We start from the raw sequence: 16,392 nt of genomic DNA, 5'->3' as shown, positions 1-16,392 counted from the left end.
TTGCTTGGTGCTTTAGCAGGTGAGCGCACCGTCAGCAGAATGAAACGGACTGAGAAGACCTTATTTCCCTGAAAAACCCTTTTCCGGGACTTAAGCGGACTGAGAATCAGCTATCTTGCTCATTTGAGCCTGAAACAGGCTGTCGCAGGCCAATTAACGGAATCCGAGTCCGCTTAGCCGGCAAATCTGCCCCATTTCGGCAAATAGCGGATTTTCAGTCCGCCTGACTGGCTGAGGTTCCCCGATGGGCTATGGGGCTAAGATAAGCCCCGCCAAGCACTATATTATTCCCCGTGTGAGCAGCGCCGTCACGAACTCATAATATGACTCCGGCTCTCCTCCAGCAGCTCGGCATAATATCCTCCCCGCTGCCGCAGCTCACGGGGATGTCCGGATTCGGCGATCCGGCCTTCCTTCATCGCAATGATAAGGTCTGCTCCGGCAATTGTAGACAGCCGGTGGGCGATGATCAGCGTCGTTCTGCCGCTGGCGACGTTGTCGATCGCCTTCTGGATCAGCTTCTCTGTATGTGTGTCGATGTTAGCGGTGGCTTCATCGAGCACGAAGATCGCCGGATCATGGGCGATGGCCCGGGCGAAGGAGATCAGCTGCCGCTGGCCGGCAGACAGAGTGCCGCCCCGCTCAGTGACCGGGCCCTCCATCCCGCCGGGAGAGCCCAGCACGAACTCTTCCGCGCAGGAGGCCTGCAGCGCTTCCAGCACGTTCTCCTCGGCAATATCATCGCCAAGGGTGATGTTGTCGCGGATCGTGCCGGAGAACAGGAAGACATCCTGGAGGACAACGGAAATATTCCGCCGCAGATCATCCAGCCGGATATCGTTCACATTGACACCGTCAATCAGAATCTCGCCTTTCTCCACGCGGTAAAAGCCGTTGATCAGACTGATAATTGTAGTTTTGCCTGCACCGGTCTCACCGATGAAGGCGGCGGTCTGCCCTTTAGCAATCACGAAGCTTACATCCTTCAGCACCCAGTCGGCGTCGTTATAGGCGAACCATACATGGCGGAACTCAATGGTTCCGTGCAGGCGGTCCATCGATAAGCCGCGATCCGGCTGCTCCAGGCGGTCCTCCTCACGGATCAGCTCATAGATACGCTCTGTGGATACGAGGGCAGACTGTATGGAGGTGTACTTGTCGGCCAGGTCGGAGATGGGGCCAAAGAACTGCTTGATGTACGTCGTGAACGCAAACAGCACGCCGATCTGCAGGTTGCCGCCGGAGATCCGGCTGATGCTGTACCAGACCAGAATGGCTACGGCCAGACTCTGGAACATATCCGAGGCGGGCTTCAGCACACTGTTGAGCCGGACCTGAATCAGGGTGGTTTTGAAATATTCCCCGTTCAGCTTCAGGAATTGATCCTCTTTTTCCTTTTCTGCGCGGAAGCTTTGGATAACACGCATCCCGGAGATACTCTCAGCAATGAACCCGTTGATCTGTCCAATAAAGTGCTTCATATGGAAGAAGTTCTTTTTGATCCGGTTCTTAATGAAGAGAACCAGGAAGGCCATCACCGGAATCACAGTAAAAGAGACCAGCGTTAAGGACGGGCTGAGCAGCAGCATGGCGTAGATTATCCCCAGCAGCAGCAGGACATCCTTGACCAGCGAGATGACCACATCGGTGTATAGCTCGCTGATCTCAGCGGTGTCGTTGGTGGCCCGGGTAATCAGCCGCCCGGAGGAGGTGCGGTCCAGATAAGGCAGGGGGAGCCGTTCAATGATGGAGAACACTCTGACCCGCAGCTCATGGATCAGGCTCTGTCCCGCTTTGCCGGCAATCAGCGCCTGGAGATAGGAGAAGATTCCGCCAGCCGCGGCTACGGTCACATACAGCAGGGCTAAGCCTCCAATCGAATTCAGTCCGCTCTGAGCAGCGCCTCCGATCAGGAAGTGGTCGATCACGCGCTGCAGAATCAGCGGCTGGATCAGAAAAGCGCCATTTACAATCACCACGCACAGACAGGCAAGCAGAAGCTGGAACTTGTAAGGGGCAGATAACCGCAGCAGGAGCCTTACTGCACCAGCTTCGGATTTGTCCCGTCTAGCAGACCTCTCCTTCTTCAAGCTGTTCGGTATAGATGTCATAATACATGCCTCCTTTCTTCAGCAGCTGCTCGTGGGTGCCCCGTTCGGCAATGCGCCCTTTATCCAGTACGATGATCTCGTCGGCTTCCATGATGCCCGATACCCGGTGCGAGATCAGGATATTGCTCTTCCCCTTGCGGGTCTGCCGCAGGCTGTTCAGAATCTGCCCTTCCGTTACCGCATCCACCGCTGACAGCGCATCGTCCAGAATCAGGATGGCCGGTTTCCGGATCAGTGCCCGCGCGATTGCGAGCCGCTGCTTCTGTCCGCCGGACAGGTTCACACCGCGTTCACCCAGCAGAGTGTCATAGCCGTCCGGGAACGCCTCGATACTTCCGGCAATTTGGCTGAGCGCTGCGGCATGCTGCACATCCTCGTCCGTATAGCCGTCTTTGAACAGGACAATATTGTCCTTCACGGAGGCGGCGAATACGAAGGTATCCTGCGGCACAACCCCAAGCCCCTTCCGCAGCGGGTCCAGGGCATAATCGTTGATATCCCGCCCGTCGAGCAGAATGTGCCCAGGCTTCACGTTGAAGAAGCGGAAGAGGAGGGAGGCCAGGGTGCTTTTGCCGGAGCCGGTCCTGCCGATGATTCCCAGCGTGTGTCCTTTTGGCAGAACGAGCGAGATCTCATGCAGTGCCGGAACATCGGAACCTTCGTAATAGAAAGTCAGCTGGCGCAGCTCCATAGATCCTTCCGGCTGAATAGGGACAGCGTTGGGGAGATCCGTGATTTCAGGCTGAACCCGCAGAATATCATTTAATCTTCCGAGTGAAGCCAACCCGCGCTGGAATATCGTCACGATCCGTCCGATCGACACAATTGGACTTACAATCAGACTGAGGTAGCCGTTAAAAGCGACAAAGTCACCAATACTGATCTCCCCCCGCAGCACCATCCGGCCGCCAAACATCAGATTCATGACGAAACAGACGGCGAAGCCGAATTCAATCATCGCAGGAAGGGCGGCGGACACTTTGATCAGATCCAGGTTGGCTTGCTTCATACGGCTGCTCAACTCACTGAATTTCTCCATTTCAGAGCGTTCCTGCACATAGGCCTTAATGACGCGGATGCCCGAAATGTTCTCCTGAACCCTGTCCGAGACGGCGCCGAACTGATTCTGTACGATTCTGAACCGGGTCTGAACCTTGCGGCCGCTGAAGAGCATCAGGAGAATGATGAAGGGGAGCGGGGACAATGTGAGTAGAGTGAGGCTGGGGCTGACTGACGCGAACATGAAATAGACCGAGGAGATACAGATAACAATTCCGTTAAAAGACATCGCCGTAGCCGGACCGAAGGTCATGCGCACCGCTGAAATGTCGTTGATGGCATAAGCGATCAGGTCGCCGGTCTTGCGGCTGCTGAAGAATCCGGGAGAGAGCTTCAGGAAGTGCCGGTACAGCTCCTCGCGGATGTAGCATTCCAGGTTCCGCCCGTTTGCGATAATAATGTTTCTCCAGAGGAAGGTACAGAGGAAGACGATAGCGGCAATCAGCACCATCCAGAAGACCTGGGTCAGCACCTGCCCCGGCTCAAAGCCGTTATTCTTCATCAGATCGACCGCACTGCCAAGCACCTTGGGGAACAGCGTTTGAATGAAGGAGGCGGCGAACATGAAGGCGAAGCCTATAATGTAGCTTAGCTTGCGTGACTTGAAGAACCGCAGTAATACAGATGAATTCATCGGTTTCCCACCTTTACAATACCCTTGTTATAGATAGTGCGCATGTTAAATAAAGAGCCCGGGGTTTACAAAATCACAGCTCCCGCACGGAGTCCCGCTCCACCAGTGTGCTGAGAATGGCGATGTTCTCGGCAGGCTTGCCGGGCTCAGCGATCCGTTTCAGCAGTGTGGCAACAACCGTACGGCATGAATATTCGATATTCAGATCCATCGTGGTCAAAGCGGGCAGCGAGAAGGCCGAGACCTCGGTATTGCCGCTGCTGAGCACCGACACCTCTCCGGGCACTTTGATGTTCTGCTCCTGCAGCTCGCGAAGCAGTTCAACCGCAGTGAAATCATGATCACAGATGAATGCGCTGGGCAGCAGGCCGTCCGCAATAAGTCTGGACAGTCTCAGGGGAAGAGTCTCATCCCGCCCCAGAAAAAGCTCATCATCCACAGGCACCCCGTGCTCTTCCAATGCAGAGGTGATGCCGGTTTTCTTTTCCTTGTTGCGGTAAGCACTGGGATCTCCAATGAAACCAATCCGGCGGTGCCCCCGGTCCAGCAGATATTTGCACTGCTTATAGCCCGCGCCCAGGAAACTGAACCATACACTGTCGTAATCATAGGCCGGTGAATAACCGGTATAGAAAATCAGATTCGGAATCTGCTCATGGATAAAAGAGGCATATTCCAGATTAAACCTGCCGATCAGAATAACCCCGTCGAACTTGAACCCCCGGCTCAGGCGGTAAGGCAGGATCAGCTTATTCTGATTCTCCTTATCCAGAAACTCGATGCTGTAATCGGTCTCCGCCTTCTGCAAAGCGAGCTCAATCCCTTGTACCATGTAGCTGAAATTGCTGTTATCATGCGAATAGGGCTTCTGGTGCAGCACCAGAATTCGGGCAGGCGTATGCTTTTTGGGCTTAATATAGCCCATTTCCGCTGCTTTCCGTACAATGGCTGCCTTCAGCTCGTCGCTGATTCCGGGTTGATTGCTGAGTGCCCGGCTGATTGATACAGGTGAGAGGCCCATGGCCTGGGCGATATGTGTGATCGTTACTTTTTTAGTCTTCAAAAGAATCCCCCGCTTTATCGTGCTGCCGCAGTATATCGCTTCCGGCACTGTTATTATAATCATCCATTCCATAGGAATCTACGATAAAAAACGTAAAAAATAACGTAAAAAATAAATTTTTTTAACGTAAATTTAAGGACAATCGTGTGCATCTCTTATTCGTAAATAATTTTTGACATGAATATGGGGTTTACTGGGAACCGTTTCGGATCTGCTGAGTCTTATTGGGCAAGAGGGGAGAGTGAAGCATGCAAAGTAGAGAGATGCCTTATAGCGTGACCATCGCTCCGTCCATAACCCTGCGGGAAATGATGGAGACTTACGGTTCGGATGTGTGGAACTATGCTTTTTTCTTAACCCGCAGCCGGGAGCAGGCAAGTGATATCAGCCAGGAGGTATTCCTTAAGGCATATAAGAGTGTCGGCAAGTACCGGGGCCAGGCCACCTTGAAAACCTGGCTGCTGACCATCACGCGCAACACCGCGTTCAGCTGGAGGCGGAACAGCTTCTGGCGCAGATTCGCCCCGCTTGGCGACCGGGAGGATACCGGAGAAGCAGCCTTGTCCGCAGAGAAGGAAGCCATCGGCAATCAATATGCGAACCGCATCTGGGAGATCATTATGGAGCTGCCGGATAAGTACAGAGAGGTGCTGGTGCTGGATATTCAGCAGGACTTATCGGTGGCCGAGATGTCCGCTCTGCTCGGCATCGCGCAGGGGACTGTCAAATCCCGGCTCGGCCGGGCCAGAAATAAAGTGAGAACGGCGATAAAGGAGGAAGACCTGTGAAGAAGGAATACGGGGACGAACAAGTACAAGTAATGAGCGGAACGCAGGATTGGTATGGCAAAGCAGGACGCAACCCGCTGGCCGAGCCGGGCTTTACACCGCAGCTGATGGCCAAGATTGAACAGGCTGCCGAGGAGCGTTCTGCGGGAAAACGCAGTCTGCGGTTCGGGCGTATAGCAGGGCTTGGCGGATTGGCAGCGGTCTTGCTGTTCGGAGTGCTCCTATGGCCGTTCGGACAATGGGGGGACAGCAATCCGATGGGGCAGCTGGCGGCGATCTTCAATCAAAGTTCTGGTGCAGCGGCAATTCAGCCTTCGGCATCACCTGCAGCTACTTCTTCCTCATCGCCGCAATCTTACAATCCGCCGATTGGCTCTGCTGAATTTGAGATAGGCGGGATGAAGTACTACATGCCCCTTCCTTTAAACAGAAATAAAGGACTTGCGCGTGCCGTAGAAACGAATGCCGGGATTGTATGGTCGCCTCCACCCCCGATGGTAAATTACAGTAAGCCTAAATACACACATCCTACTGAGCCGTACACATTGTATCTGTCTCCAAAAGGGCAGCCGGAGCTATCGGAGGCTACGTCTAAGCGGATCTATTCCTTTCCGCTGTATGCGGGAGGTTCGCAGACCTATTATGAATTGGGCGTAATCTTTGCCGGCGGCGATCATGTGGTTATGACCAGCAGCACATATACGTTAGGCAAGGGCGGAATCAGAACCCCGGTAAAACTCTCAGCCGTTAACGTAACTGCGGCCGCAGCCGGTGAGACCGTTACGCCAGTTGATCTGTTTACTTTGAAGAATGAACACTTCGAATACAGATCTTATCTTGCAATCGATAAAGTGAATGATGATATGCTGCTCGTCTATTATAGCGACAATAGTCATAACGGTTACGACGTCCATGGCCGGCTATACGACATGGAAACAGGCGGAATTCAGGACGTGGTCAGCAAGATCGGCATGGACATTCAGGGGCAGCAGCAGACGGCTACTTATGAAGTGAACGGGACAAAACGTAAAGCGGAAGTAGTGTTCCTCCTCGGCCGGAAGTGGTATTCCGATTCCGAATGGCTGAGTATGTTGAAAGGACAGTGAGTTACACAGCCAAAAAGGAAATTGAGCATCAGGGTTTAATAATGATAAAACTCAACGATGCTGAGTGATGAACAGATTCATGTTACATTGCTTCACTATCGTAGCAGGTGTTCCGGATTGCGCGAGTTGGAGCTTGGTGCTGCCTTAGATGTAGGCTGATGCTGCCCGAGGCTCCGTAGCTGACGCATGCGAGGAGATGCAGGAGGAAACCCGGTGAGATTACGGGGGACCTCTTCTTTTTGCCCCCAGTACCTCAGCTTCTCACATTCTGCGGTTTCCTGCCAAACTCCAGCCCCTTACGGACTGTAAAGCGCTTATTATCTCTATTTGGCACATTTGCCACTCTTGCGGACTGGAGTGCGCTTATTGTTTCCAAATCGTGCAGTTTTCAGGTGATTTACAGTGAATAAGAGCACTGGAGTCCGCAAGCAAGGCGAAATGATGCTTTTTGAGAAAATAAGCGCATCTCAGTCCGAGCCTATCGTACTGGCTGTGTTTTTAGTACCCTCTACTATCGCCTGCCCGCCGCTAATGCCCCGGCACTATCCGCCCAATTCCGAATCGCTTTTCCTAACCTTCGACACCTCATATTTCCAAATTCCGCGCTCTTAGCTCCATCCCTCTAGATAATTTACTAAAAAAAAGCTATACTTTTTGGTAATATCAGAAAGTAAAGTTTTTCTCCGTTTATCACTAGTAATCTTAGCGGTAACGTAACAACCGGGTTTGGTTCTATATAGAAGAGTGGGGCGGGGTAAATGAAAAAGCTGACCATAGATGATGTGGCCCAGAAAGCGGGCGTATCGAAAAGCACGGTTTCGCAATTTTTGAATAAACGGTTCAAATATATGAGTGAGGCGACCAGACAGCGTATCGCTGAGGTTATCGATGAGCTGAACTACCAGCCGAATGGACTGGCCCGCAGCCTGAAGCAGAACCGTACGCATATGGTGGGTATTATTGTGGCTAATATTGATTATTCGTTGTCCATCCAGTGTATCCGGGCGATTGAGAATGAGCTGCAGCGCCACGGAATTCAGGTCATTATCTGCAACGCTGACGAGAATGCGGACAAGGAGAATACTTATGTGGAGACGCTGGTCGCCCGCCAGGTGGACGGTCTGATTATTTTCCCGACCGGCGATCTGCCTGCGCCATACATTAGGCTGATTGAAGCGGAATACCCGCTGGTCTTCATGGACCGGCTGGTAGACGGGATCTCGACCCAGAGCCTGCTGCTCGATAACGAGATGGCGGTGAAGACTGCGGTCAAGGAGCTGACCAAACACGGACATGAGGCGGTCGCCATATTGTCACTGCCGCTTGGCCTGAATGCTATTACCCCGCGCAAAGAGCGGATGAGCGGCTACAAAAAAGCGATGGAGGAAGCAGGCCTGCCGCTGCAGGATGCCTATATGCGCAGTGTGCCGCGGGAAGAAATCGCCATTGCGCTGGATGAGCTGCTACGGCTTCCCCAGCCGCCGACGGCGCTGATTGCCGCCAATGATCTTGTACTAGGGGAGATCCTTAAGTACGCGAACCGTAATGCCATTGCCATTCCCGGCCAGCTGTCCGTCATTGGGATTGACGATGCGGAATTCGCCCGGATCTATAATCCGGACATCACTACGATCCGCCAGCCGGCTTATGAGATGGGCATGCAGGCTGCGAAGATTATGCTCTCCCTAATCAACGATGCGGACGGCTCCGTGCCGATTACCTACCGTTTTCCGCCTTCGCTGCAGCAGGGCCAGTCGGTCCGGCCGCCGGTGCTGAAGAAATAAAACGGTTTATATAAAGTTCTGCACGAAAAGGAGCGTCATAATAAGCCGGGTGGCTTATTATGACGCTCCTTATTTCAAAATATAAGATTTCATATGCTGTTTGCTGAATCGCACTTTTTTGGATCAGACGTTCCCGGCAGCTGCGGGAAGCCGTTTACACGCCAGCGTTCATGAATTTCTCCAGCCCGTCACGGGTTGGAAGCCCATCCATATCGCCAGGCGACATTACGGCGAGCGCGCCGATTGCATTGCCGCGCTTCACAGCTTCGGCTACGCTCAGCTTCTCCAGCATGGCGCTGATTACGCCAACGGCGAAGCCGTCTCCGGCGCCGACTGTATCCACAACCTGCTCCACCTTGAAGCCGTCCACATAACCTTCTTCACCGGCGGACGTTTTGTAATAAGCACCTTCAGGACCGAGCTTGATGACAACAAGGGATACGCCGCGTTCCAGATAGAAACCGGCAATCTCTTCCGGAGTATCAAGGCCGGTCAGGATTTTGCCTTCACCGTGTCCCGGCAGGAACCAGTCGCAGCGGGTCGCCAGGTCATTGATTGTATTGACCATGGTTTCTGTGTCCGGCCAGAGGGTCGGGCGCAGATTCGGGTCGAGCGAGACGGTTTTGCCGCGCTGCTTCATGAATTCCATGGCATGCAGCGAGAACTCATGGCAGGAAGCCGAGAGGGCGGAAGAGATACTGGTGACATGCAAATGACCTGCAGAAGCGAAATAATCCTCATTGAAGTCAGCCAGGCTCAGCTTGGAGGCGGCGGAATTTTTGCGGAAATATTCAACCTTGGGATCTCCGGTCAGCACTTTGGATTTGATCAGCATGCCGGTGGAGAACTCCTTGGTCGTTGTAATGCTGTCCGTATTAATTTTCTCTTTATTCAGCGCACCGACGATGAATTGGCCGAAGTTGTCTTCGCCAAGCTTGGTCACATAACCGGTCAGGTGCTCCAGGCGTGACAATCCGGTGGCCACATTGCTCTCCGCACCTGCCAGCGCTTTCGAGAAAGAAGTAACCTCATGCAAGGGGCCGGCTTCATTGGCGTAGAACATGGCCATAGGCTCCCCGAATGTGACTGCATCCAGCTGTTTACTCATTAATAGTTCCTCCTAAAAGTTTTGATAGCATAAGGCTTCCTGAATTCACTTCGCAAAACTCGCTACGGAAGCGTACGCTTAAGTTTTGATAGCATAAGGCTTCCTGAATTCACTTCGCAAAACTCGCTACGGAAGCGTACTCGAAATGTTTGGTAAGCATAAGCAAAGGTTCAGCATGAACCCCGTATAAAGCTGTGGGATCGAATATAAATTGAAATTATCACATAAAACGGTTTTGTACAATATAGCTTTGCTCATTCAGCGGCCTTATTTTATTAGGAAGTTGCGTAACTTAAGTCGTAAATCCTTGATATATAAGCTTTTTATGCGTTTATTTAAAGTGTATTTCAGTTGTTCACATAAATATATATTGACTGATGGCAACAATATTATTACTATTTTCTTAGAAGGATAAAGCCTGGTGTTAGTAAATTAGATAAATTAGTTTATCTAAATAAATATTCTTATCAGAATGTACCCAGAGAGGAAGTTTCTAAATGAAGAAAATCAAAGTATTGCAGAACATCACATCTGTTGGCGTTGTAGCCGTTATCCGCGCGGATAATGCCGATGATGCTTATAAAATGTCGGCAGCCTGTATTGAAGGCGGACTGAACAACATTGAAGTCACCTTCACGACTCCGGATGCAGATGTGGCGATCAAGCGCCTCGTTGCCGAATATGGAAGCCGCGCTGTGATCGGTGCAGGTACAGTGCTCGACCCGCTTACCGCAAGAATCGCTATTCTGGCCGGTTCGGAATTTGTGGTCAGCCCTTCTTTTGAGGAAGATACCGCCAAGATGTGTAATCTTTACGGCATTCCTTATATGCCGGGCTGCATGACGCTGAATGAAATGAAGGAAGCCCTGAAGCTGGGCGTGGATGTGCTGAAGCTGTTCCCTGGCAGTGCGTTCGGACCGGACTATGTCAAGGCAGTTAAGGGCCCGATGCCGCATGTGAACATTATGCCTACCGGCGGCGTGGATCTGAACAATATGGAGAAGTGGATCAAGAACGGCTGTATCGCTGTCGGCATCGGGGGCAACCTGACTGCACCGGCCAAAGAAGGCCGTTATGACCAGGTCACAGAATTGGCTGCACAGTATGTGGCGAAATTCAAAGAGATCCAAGGTCTGTAAGCTGGCAGAGCCGTTCGCGGATCTGAAGCTTTATACCATGTGAAATGTCTTGCCTCTATTGGGCAGGGCATTTTTTTGTCTGCCTGATTTCCCGGATGTGTAAATGATGGAAAAGGGCCGATCAGGGCAATACTTACAACTAGGATTGGGGTGCTGAAGCGCCTGCCGAAATTGATGAGCTTTCCTGAAAGGTGATGCTATGCCGGGCGACGATATTCGCAGCAAGCTGTATCCCACTTTGAATATGGAAGAGGCGGAGTATATAGAAATCCGCTCCGCTGTACACGGCTGCAGGGTGACTATAGGGGCTTTTTATAAGCTGCACCGGAACTATAATCACCCGCAACTTTTTACGCAGGGGGAAGTATATGTGCTTGATGATGATTCCAGGGAGAATTATGCCGTCCTCCTGCTATGCGCAGCTACACTTTATAAATTATAGGGCAGTCTTCATTCGCAGGGGGTTAACGTGCGGGGCTGCCTGCTTTTCATGTCATTTTTGTAACAAACTTCTATAAAAGAGTATTTGAATGATTGAAGCATCCCCTGTATGCTTAGTAAGGATTATGGACCGGTCTGCGGCAGCCGCAGAAAACGGAAACCTGGTCTTCCTTATGGCGTTATTATCCAAGTTTGGTATTCCAAAAATATTGATTACAGGCTTGCAACAAATTCGCAGTCTTGCGCGTCAGTAAGATTGCATAGAGAGGGGGAACCTTCGTGGTGGAGCAGGGACTCATCAGAGCCGCTCAAGCGGGCGATCGCGACGCTCTAATCACCCTATTGCGAGAAATTGAAGGACATGTGTATAAGACGGCCTTCTACATTCTGCATAATGAACAGGATGCTCTGGATGCATCTCAAGAGGCATTAATCAGGGTGTATACCAAGATCGGCTCCTATGAGGAGAAGGCCCAGTTCAAAACATGGGTTCAGCGGATCGTGACAAACATCTGTATTGACAAGTTCCGGAGAACGAAGCCTACTGTTTCTATCGATGAGCACGAAATGGTGTTCCAAGATAATAAGCATAACGTAGAGCGCGAAGTGATGTCGGGTTACCTGGCGGAGGATATCCGCGAGGCGATCGATCAGCTTCCTGAGCATCACCGGACGGTGATTGTACTCCGGTATATACAGGATTTTTCTTACAACGAGATTGCAGACTGTCTGGATCTGCCTTTGAACACGGTGAAATCCTACCTGTTCAGGGCCCGGGCACAGCTGCAGAATAGACTTCAGGAGTATCAGAAAGGTGGTGTGTCAGGATGAAGTGCGCGGAGGTGATGGAATGGATGCACCGCTATTTAGATCATGATCTCAGTCAGGAAGAAATGCTTGAAATGTTCCGTCATATCGATAATTGTCCTTCCTGCGCGGAAGTCTTTGACCGGCTGACGATGCTCTCCCGGCAACTGGAGGAGCTGCCGGATGTGAAGCCGCCCTTCAGTCTGGTCGACTCTATCCTGCCGCAGCTTGAACAGCTGGACCGCGGCGTCCGGGAGGAGCCTGTTATGGTGGGATCTGAAGATCCCAAGATTGTTCCCTTTACACGCCAAAGCATCCGCGGCAAGAAGCCCAAGGGCGCTTCAATAGCAACACGGACAGGCATCGGTGCTGCTGCGGCAGCGGTAATTCTGTTATTCGCCGTCTTCAACATGCCGGAGAGTATGCCGGGGGCGGATATGGATCAGGCGTATAATGCAGCAGGAAGTGAAGCTTCCTCTAAGATGATGACGGGAGCCGCAGACAATGCAGCTCCGGCGGATACAGGACAGAACAACAGCACTGACGGCGGCGCTGAGATCTTCTTCTCAGAGCAAGCCACGGCGGAGCCGAATGCTGAAGAAGGTGCTCCTCTGAACAGTACAGGGCCTGCTGCCGGGGATAGTGCGGATGTTGCAGACAATGCTGACGGAGCGGACGCAGGTCCGGCTCCGGCCAAGGAGCCTCCGGCAACGCAAGCCCCTTCCGCCAAACGCAATGCCACAGCACCGCTGGCAGAGAATTCCCGGAAGGGCAGCAGCGGGAATGATGACCGTGCCGCTGATCCGGCTGCCCAGAGCCAGATATTCATGGGCACGGCCCAGGAGGATGCAACGGCTGATATGGCAGCTCCCGAGGAGGGTGCATTGCAGCCTTCCGCAGCACCGGAGCCTGGAGCAATGGGTCTGTTGCCTGCTCTGGTAGCTTCCCAGCCTTCATGGCCATCCCCGGACGGCCGTTATACGGCTGAACTGGCCGGACAGCAGGTTGTAATCTACAGCGCTCCTGCAGGCAGTGCAGAGGGAGAACGGGTTGCGCTGAATTCTCTGCCCATGGAAGGGACCTGGGTCTCCGGCGTGTGGTCGGAGGATAGCAGCCAGTTCACCTATGTAACACAGCTGCAGGATGGTACGCAGGCAACGAAGACATACACGGTTCCGGGAGAGAGATCAGCACCGGTTCCTTCCGTTGCTCCATCAGCTTCTGCTTCCCCGCAGTCCAGCCCGGTGATTACTCCGGACGCGGCAACGTCCAATAAATAATCGTGAACTGGAACTTTTTAAGCACCTGCGGAATATGCTAGGGTATGAGGACAGGAATTACAGGATTTGCGAGTATCATCGGTATGACCGCCGGATGGTAAGTTTCTAGAGCTTCCCTCTCCGTCGTTTATATAGATGCGCCGCTGAAACGGAGCAACTTTGGCCCTGGCTGCCGAGGTTGCTCCGTTTTTGCCTATATTTGCAGGCGTTTTTTTGTTAAAATGTATGAATGTATGTGTTGTACGTTGTACGCAACCAGGCAATGAAATGGAAAAGGAAGTGGCGGGATGGATGCCAAAACGGCGGCCAAAGACATCAAACAGGGGAAAATTTCACCGCTGTATGTACTGTATGGCAGCGAGAAATTCCGGATGAATGAATTCACGGCCATGCTGGAGGAACACCTGATAGCCAAAGAGGACCGTGACTTCGCGGTGATTCCCTTCGATCTCTCCGAAACGCCGGTGCAGGCCGTCATAGAAGAAGCAGAGACCGTTCCGTTTATGGTAGAGCGCAAGCTGCTGCTGGTGCGGGATGCCGCCCTGTTCACGGCAGGCAAGGAGAACGCCAAGATTGAACACCGTGTAGAGCTGCTAAGCGATTATATGCAGCATCCTGCTGAATTCAGCGTGATTGTATTTATGGTGAACAACGATAAGCTGGATGAACGCAAAAAAATCGTCAAAACAGCCAAGGCCTCCGGCACCGTCTTAGCTTTCAATCCGCTGGGTGCGGAGGAGCTGCTGCGCTGGGTGGAAAAGGGCTTCCGCGACCGCGGCTGTACGGCTGCTCCGGGCACAGCTGAGGTGCTCATTGCAAGTGCCGGAACCGGGCTGCAGGGCCTGTCGGCAGAGATGGACAAGCTGTGCCTGTTCGCCGGTACTGGCGGTAAGGTGGATGCTGCGGCAGTAGAGAGTCTGGTCCACCGCGGCACGGAGCAGAACATATTTACGCTGGTGGAGGATATCGCGAATCTGCGCCTCGATAAGGCACTGAATACGCTCTATGAGCTGCTGAAGCAGCGGGAGGAGCCGATCAAGATCGCTGCACTGATTGCGCGGCAGTTCAGGATCATCCTGCAGGTCAAGGATCTGTCCGGTCTGAGCTATTCGCAAGGGCAGATTGCCTCCCAGCTCGGGCTGCATCCGTATGCGGTCAAGCTTGCGGGAGAGCAGGCCCATAAGTTCGGCAGCCAGCGTCTGCGGCAGATTCTCAGCATACTGGCCGATCTTGATTATCAGATGAAGACAGGTGCAATCGATAAAGTGCTGGGGCTGGAGATGTTTATGCTTCGCCTTGGCGTGTAATCAGGTACAGGTTAGCGTAGCCTAAGAGCCTGTCCGCTCCGCATCCATGCGGGTGGGCAGGCTCTTGGGCTATTCCGGTATAAGAAAAAATAGCACAAAAAAACCTAACCGTATGCAGCATAGCGGTCAGGTTCTTCAAGTGCTCGTTATGATTGTCGCCCGTGGCTTAAGCTTGAGCCTTCAGAGCGTTCAATTTCTTAGCCAAGCGGGATTTTTTGCGGGCAGCCGCATTTTTATGAACCAGGCCTTTAGTTACAGCCTTGTCCAGCTTTTTGGAAGCAGCTTGGAAAGCAGCGTGAGCAGTTTCCACTTCCGTACCTGTCAGTGCTACATCAGCAGTTTTCACAGCTGTACGAAGCGCGGACTTCTGGGAAGCGTTCAGTGCACGGCGTTTCTCGATCGTCTTGACGCGTTTAACCGCGGATTTGATATTTGGCATTGCATTCACCTCCTGGAAGACATTCGAAATCATCATATGATTCACAACTTAAAATAGTTTAGCATGAAGGGTAGCAAAAAGCAACACTAAAAGCTTTTGAATTATAGCACCGGGGATTGTATAAACAGCGGCTTTCTCTCGCACACTATCGGCAATATGCTTAAGGAGGCTGAACTAATAATGGAACTGGATCTTCAGCTGTATTCGGTACGTACGGATTTGGCAGTGGAAGCAAAGGAAATGGCTCAAGCGCGGTCCAATGCGCCCATTCCCGGCGTCAATGAAGAGGTGCAGGAAGCAGATGGCATCAAGGTTACCCGGCTTGCTGTAGCAGACAATGCCGGTTCCCAGGCGATCGGACGGGCCATCGGCAACTACGTGACGCTGGAGGTTCCGGCACTGCGCGGAGGGGATACCGGCCTGCAGCAGAAGGTTTCCACTGTGTTTGCCCGTGAATTTGAGCATTTTCTGGACAGGATCGGCATTAACCGTAACTCCTCCGTACTTATTGTAGGGCTCGGCAACTGGAATGTAACTCCAGACTCTCTAGGGCCGCTGGTCGTGGAGAATTCTCTGATTACCCGGCAGTTCTATGAGCTGGTTCCTGATCAGGTCTCGCCCGGCTACCGGAATGTGAGTGCAATTGCCCCTGGTGTGCTCGGCCTGACCGGCATTGAGTCCAGTGAGGTTGTACAAGGGATTGTAGACCGTACGAAGCCGGATGTGATAATAGCCATTGATGCCCTGGCCTCCCGTTCGCTGGAAAGAATCAATACAACGATCCAGATTGCCGATATCGGCATCCATCCGGGTTCAGGCATCGGCAACAAACGGCGGGGTCTGACTAAAGAGGTGCTGGGTGTTCCCTGCATTGCTATCGGCGTTCCTACTGTCTGCTACGCTTCAACGATCGTCAACAACGTGCTGGAGATGATGAGCAATCATTTCGGGAAGATGGAAGGCGGCGGTGCTCATACCAAAGAGATTATGGGCTTGCTGGATGATATCTCCGAGCAGGAGCGGCTGGCGCTGGTTAAGGAAGTGCTTGAACCGCTGGGGCATGACCTCATCGTCACCCCCAAGGAAATTGACGAGTTTATTGAAGAGATCGCCAATATTGTCGCCAGCGGACTCAACGCTGCACTGCATGAAGCGGTAGATCCGGGCAATGTTGGAGCCTATACTCACTAATCTGCACCATTCTTCACAGGCCCGCACAGTCTGCCGTAAGGCAACACTGCCCTGCGGGTCTTCTCTATGTCCTCTCATTCTAAGGTTCTAGCATTACTCTTCCGCTCATAGATTTGGAGTATGAGAGATTACAGA

14 protein-coding genes are annotated in these 16,392 nt (G+C 52.5%); 9 read left to right on the top strand and 5 right to left on the bottom strand.

What is annotated here, in order from left to right; genetic code table 11:
• Positions 1-308 precede the first annotated feature (308 nt).
• The 3 genes from NSU01_RS27390 to NSU01_RS27380 form a co-directional block, all read right to left on the bottom strand.
• Positions 309-2,111, bottom strand: coding sequence for an ABC transporter ATP-binding protein (locus tag NSU01_RS27390; protein ID WP_076245078.1), 1,803 nt, complete (start codon positions 2,109-2,111; stop codon positions 309-311).
• Positions 2,068-3,804, bottom strand: coding sequence for an ABC transporter ATP-binding protein (locus NSU01_RS27385; RefSeq protein WP_076245075.1), 1,737 nt, complete (start codon positions 3,802-3,804; stop codon positions 2,068-2,070). The genes NSU01_RS27390 and NSU01_RS27385 overlap by 44 nt, the downstream gene beginning before the upstream one ends.
• A gap of 73 nt (positions 3,805-3,877) precedes the next feature.
• Entirely contained in the window at positions 3,878-4,867 is a 990-nt protein-coding gene (locus NSU01_RS27380; RefSeq protein WP_042139480.1) for a LacI family DNA-binding transcriptional regulator, read from the bottom strand.
• A gap of 248 nt (positions 4,868-5,115) precedes the next feature.
• On the opposite strand from NSU01_RS27380, the gene NSU01_RS27375 reads away from it, so the two are divergent.
• From NSU01_RS27375 to NSU01_RS27365, 3 genes are all read left to right on the top strand, one after another.
• Complete coding sequence (locus NSU01_RS27375) at positions 5,116-5,655, top strand: sigma-70 family RNA polymerase sigma factor (protein WP_042139479.1); 540 nt, start codon at positions 5,116-5,118, stop codon at positions 5,653-5,655.
• Positions 5,652-6,761: a hypothetical protein gene (locus tag NSU01_RS27370; RefSeq protein WP_042139478.1), complete on the top strand. Its 1,110-nt coding sequence runs from the start codon at positions 5,652-5,654 to the stop codon at positions 6,759-6,761. Before NSU01_RS27375 ends, NSU01_RS27370 begins: the two co-directional genes overlap by 4 nt.
• A gap of 758 nt (positions 6,762-7,519) precedes the next feature.
• On the top strand, positions 7,520-8,545 hold the full coding sequence (locus NSU01_RS27365) for a LacI family DNA-binding transcriptional regulator (protein WP_076245072.1): 1,026 nt from the start codon (positions 7,520-7,522) through the stop codon (positions 8,543-8,545).
• A gap of 154 nt (positions 8,546-8,699) precedes the next feature.
• Here the strand turns inward: NSU01_RS27365 and NSU01_RS27360 are convergent, their stop codons facing one another.
• Positions 8,700-9,653 carry a sugar kinase gene (locus tag NSU01_RS27360; RefSeq protein WP_042139476.1) on the bottom strand — a complete coding sequence of 318 codons (954 nt, stop codon included), beginning with the start codon at positions 9,651-9,653 and terminating at the stop codon, positions 8,700-8,702.
• Positions 9,654-10,150: 497 nt separating this feature from the next.
• Here NSU01_RS27360 and NSU01_RS27355 point away from each other — a divergent pair, with 497 nt between their 5' ends.
• The 5 genes from NSU01_RS27355 to holA all read left to right on the top strand — a co-directional run bounded on the left by NSU01_RS27355 (position 10,151) and on the right by holA (position 14,627).
• The gene (locus NSU01_RS27355; RefSeq protein ID WP_042139475.1) at positions 10,151-10,792 is read left to right on the top strand and encodes a bifunctional 2-keto-4-hydroxyglutarate aldolase/2-keto-3-deoxy-6-phosphogluconate aldolase; all 642 of its coding nucleotides are present in this window, start codon (positions 10,151-10,153) and stop codon (positions 10,790-10,792) included.
• Positions 10,793-11,322: 530 nt separating this feature from the next.
• Positions 11,323-11,487, top strand: coding sequence for a hypothetical protein (locus NSU01_RS27350; RefSeq protein ID WP_179093540.1), 165 nt, complete (start codon positions 11,323-11,325; stop codon positions 11,485-11,487).
• A 25-nt stretch (positions 11,488-11,512) separates the two neighbouring features.
• Positions 11,513-12,064: a sigma-70 family RNA polymerase sigma factor gene (locus NSU01_RS27345; RefSeq protein ID WP_076245069.1), complete on the top strand. Its 552-nt coding sequence runs from the start codon at positions 11,513-11,515 to the stop codon at positions 12,062-12,064.
• A complete protein-coding gene (locus NSU01_RS27340) occupies positions 12,061-13,320 on the top strand; it encodes an anti-sigma factor (protein ID WP_076245066.1) in 1,260 nt (419 codons plus the stop codon). The genes NSU01_RS27345 and NSU01_RS27340 overlap by 4 nt, the downstream gene beginning before the upstream one ends.
• A 287-nt stretch (positions 13,321-13,607) precedes the next feature.
• A complete protein-coding gene (gene holA / locus NSU01_RS27335; protein WP_042139472.1) occupies positions 13,608-14,627 on the top strand; it encodes a DNA polymerase III subunit delta in 1,020 nt (339 codons plus the stop codon).
• Between the two features lie 166 nt (positions 14,628-14,793).
• On the opposite strand, the gene rpsT is transcribed toward holA, so the two are convergent.
• A complete protein-coding gene (rpsT, locus tag NSU01_RS27330; RefSeq protein ID WP_039309591.1) occupies positions 14,794-15,066 on the bottom strand; it encodes a 30S ribosomal protein S20 in 273 nt (90 codons plus the stop codon).
• Between the two features lie 180 nt (positions 15,067-15,246).
• On the opposite strand from rpsT, the gene gpr reads away from it, so the two are divergent.
• Positions 15,247-16,257, top strand: a complete 1,011-nt coding sequence (gene gpr / locus NSU01_RS27325; RefSeq protein WP_042139471.1) for a GPR endopeptidase — start codon at positions 15,247-15,249, stop codon at positions 16,255-16,257.
• Positions 16,258-16,392: the final 135 nt, after the last annotated feature.

The sequence above is a fragment of the Paenibacillus sp. FSL H8-0259 genome (genome assembly GCF_037963255.1).
Classification (GTDB): domain Bacteria; phylum Bacillota; class Bacilli; order Paenibacillales; family Paenibacillaceae; genus Paenibacillus_AQ; species Paenibacillus_AQ phytohabitans.
The sequence above is the reverse complement of the archived record's forward strand: the minus strand, read 5'-3'. Positions and strand labels throughout refer to the sequence as shown.

Bases quoted from the DNA above. Each gene is read 5' to 3' on its own strand.
- NSU01_RS27390 (WP_076245078.1), bottom strand. From the start codon at position 2,111: ATGACATCTATACCGAACAGCTTGAAGAAGGAGAGGTCTGCTAGACGG.
- NSU01_RS27385 (WP_076245075.1), bottom strand. From the start codon at position 3,804: ATGAATTCATCTGTATTACTGCGGTTCTTCAAGTCACGCAAGCTAAGC.
- NSU01_RS27375 (WP_042139479.1), top strand. From the start codon at position 5,116: ATGCAAAGTAGAGAGATGCCTTATAGCGTGACCATCGCTCCGTCCATA.
- NSU01_RS27365 (WP_076245072.1), top strand. From the start codon at position 7,520: ATGAAAAAGCTGACCATAGATGATGTGGCCCAGAAAGCGGGCGTATCG.
- NSU01_RS27360 (WP_042139476.1), bottom strand. From the start codon at position 9,653: ATGAGTAAACAGCTGGATGCAGTCACATTCGGGGAGCCTATGGCCATG.
- NSU01_RS27355 (WP_042139475.1), top strand. From the start codon at position 10,151: ATGAAGAAAATCAAAGTATTGCAGAACATCACATCTGTTGGCGTTGTA.
- NSU01_RS27350 (WP_179093540.1), top strand. From the start codon at position 11,323: ATGATTGAAGCATCCCCTGTATGCTTAGTAAGGATTATGGACCGGTCT.
- NSU01_RS27340 (WP_076245066.1), top strand. From the start codon at position 12,061: ATGAAGTGCGCGGAGGTGATGGAATGGATGCACCGCTATTTAGATCAT.
- holA (WP_042139472.1), top strand. From the start codon at position 13,608: ATGGATGCCAAAACGGCGGCCAAAGACATCAAACAGGGGAAAATTTCA.
- rpsT (WP_039309591.1), bottom strand. From the start codon at position 15,066: ATGCCAAATATCAAATCCGCGGTTAAACGCGTCAAGACGATCGAGAAA.
- gpr (WP_042139471.1), top strand. From the start codon at position 15,247: ATGGAACTGGATCTTCAGCTGTATTCGGTACGTACGGATTTGGCAGTG.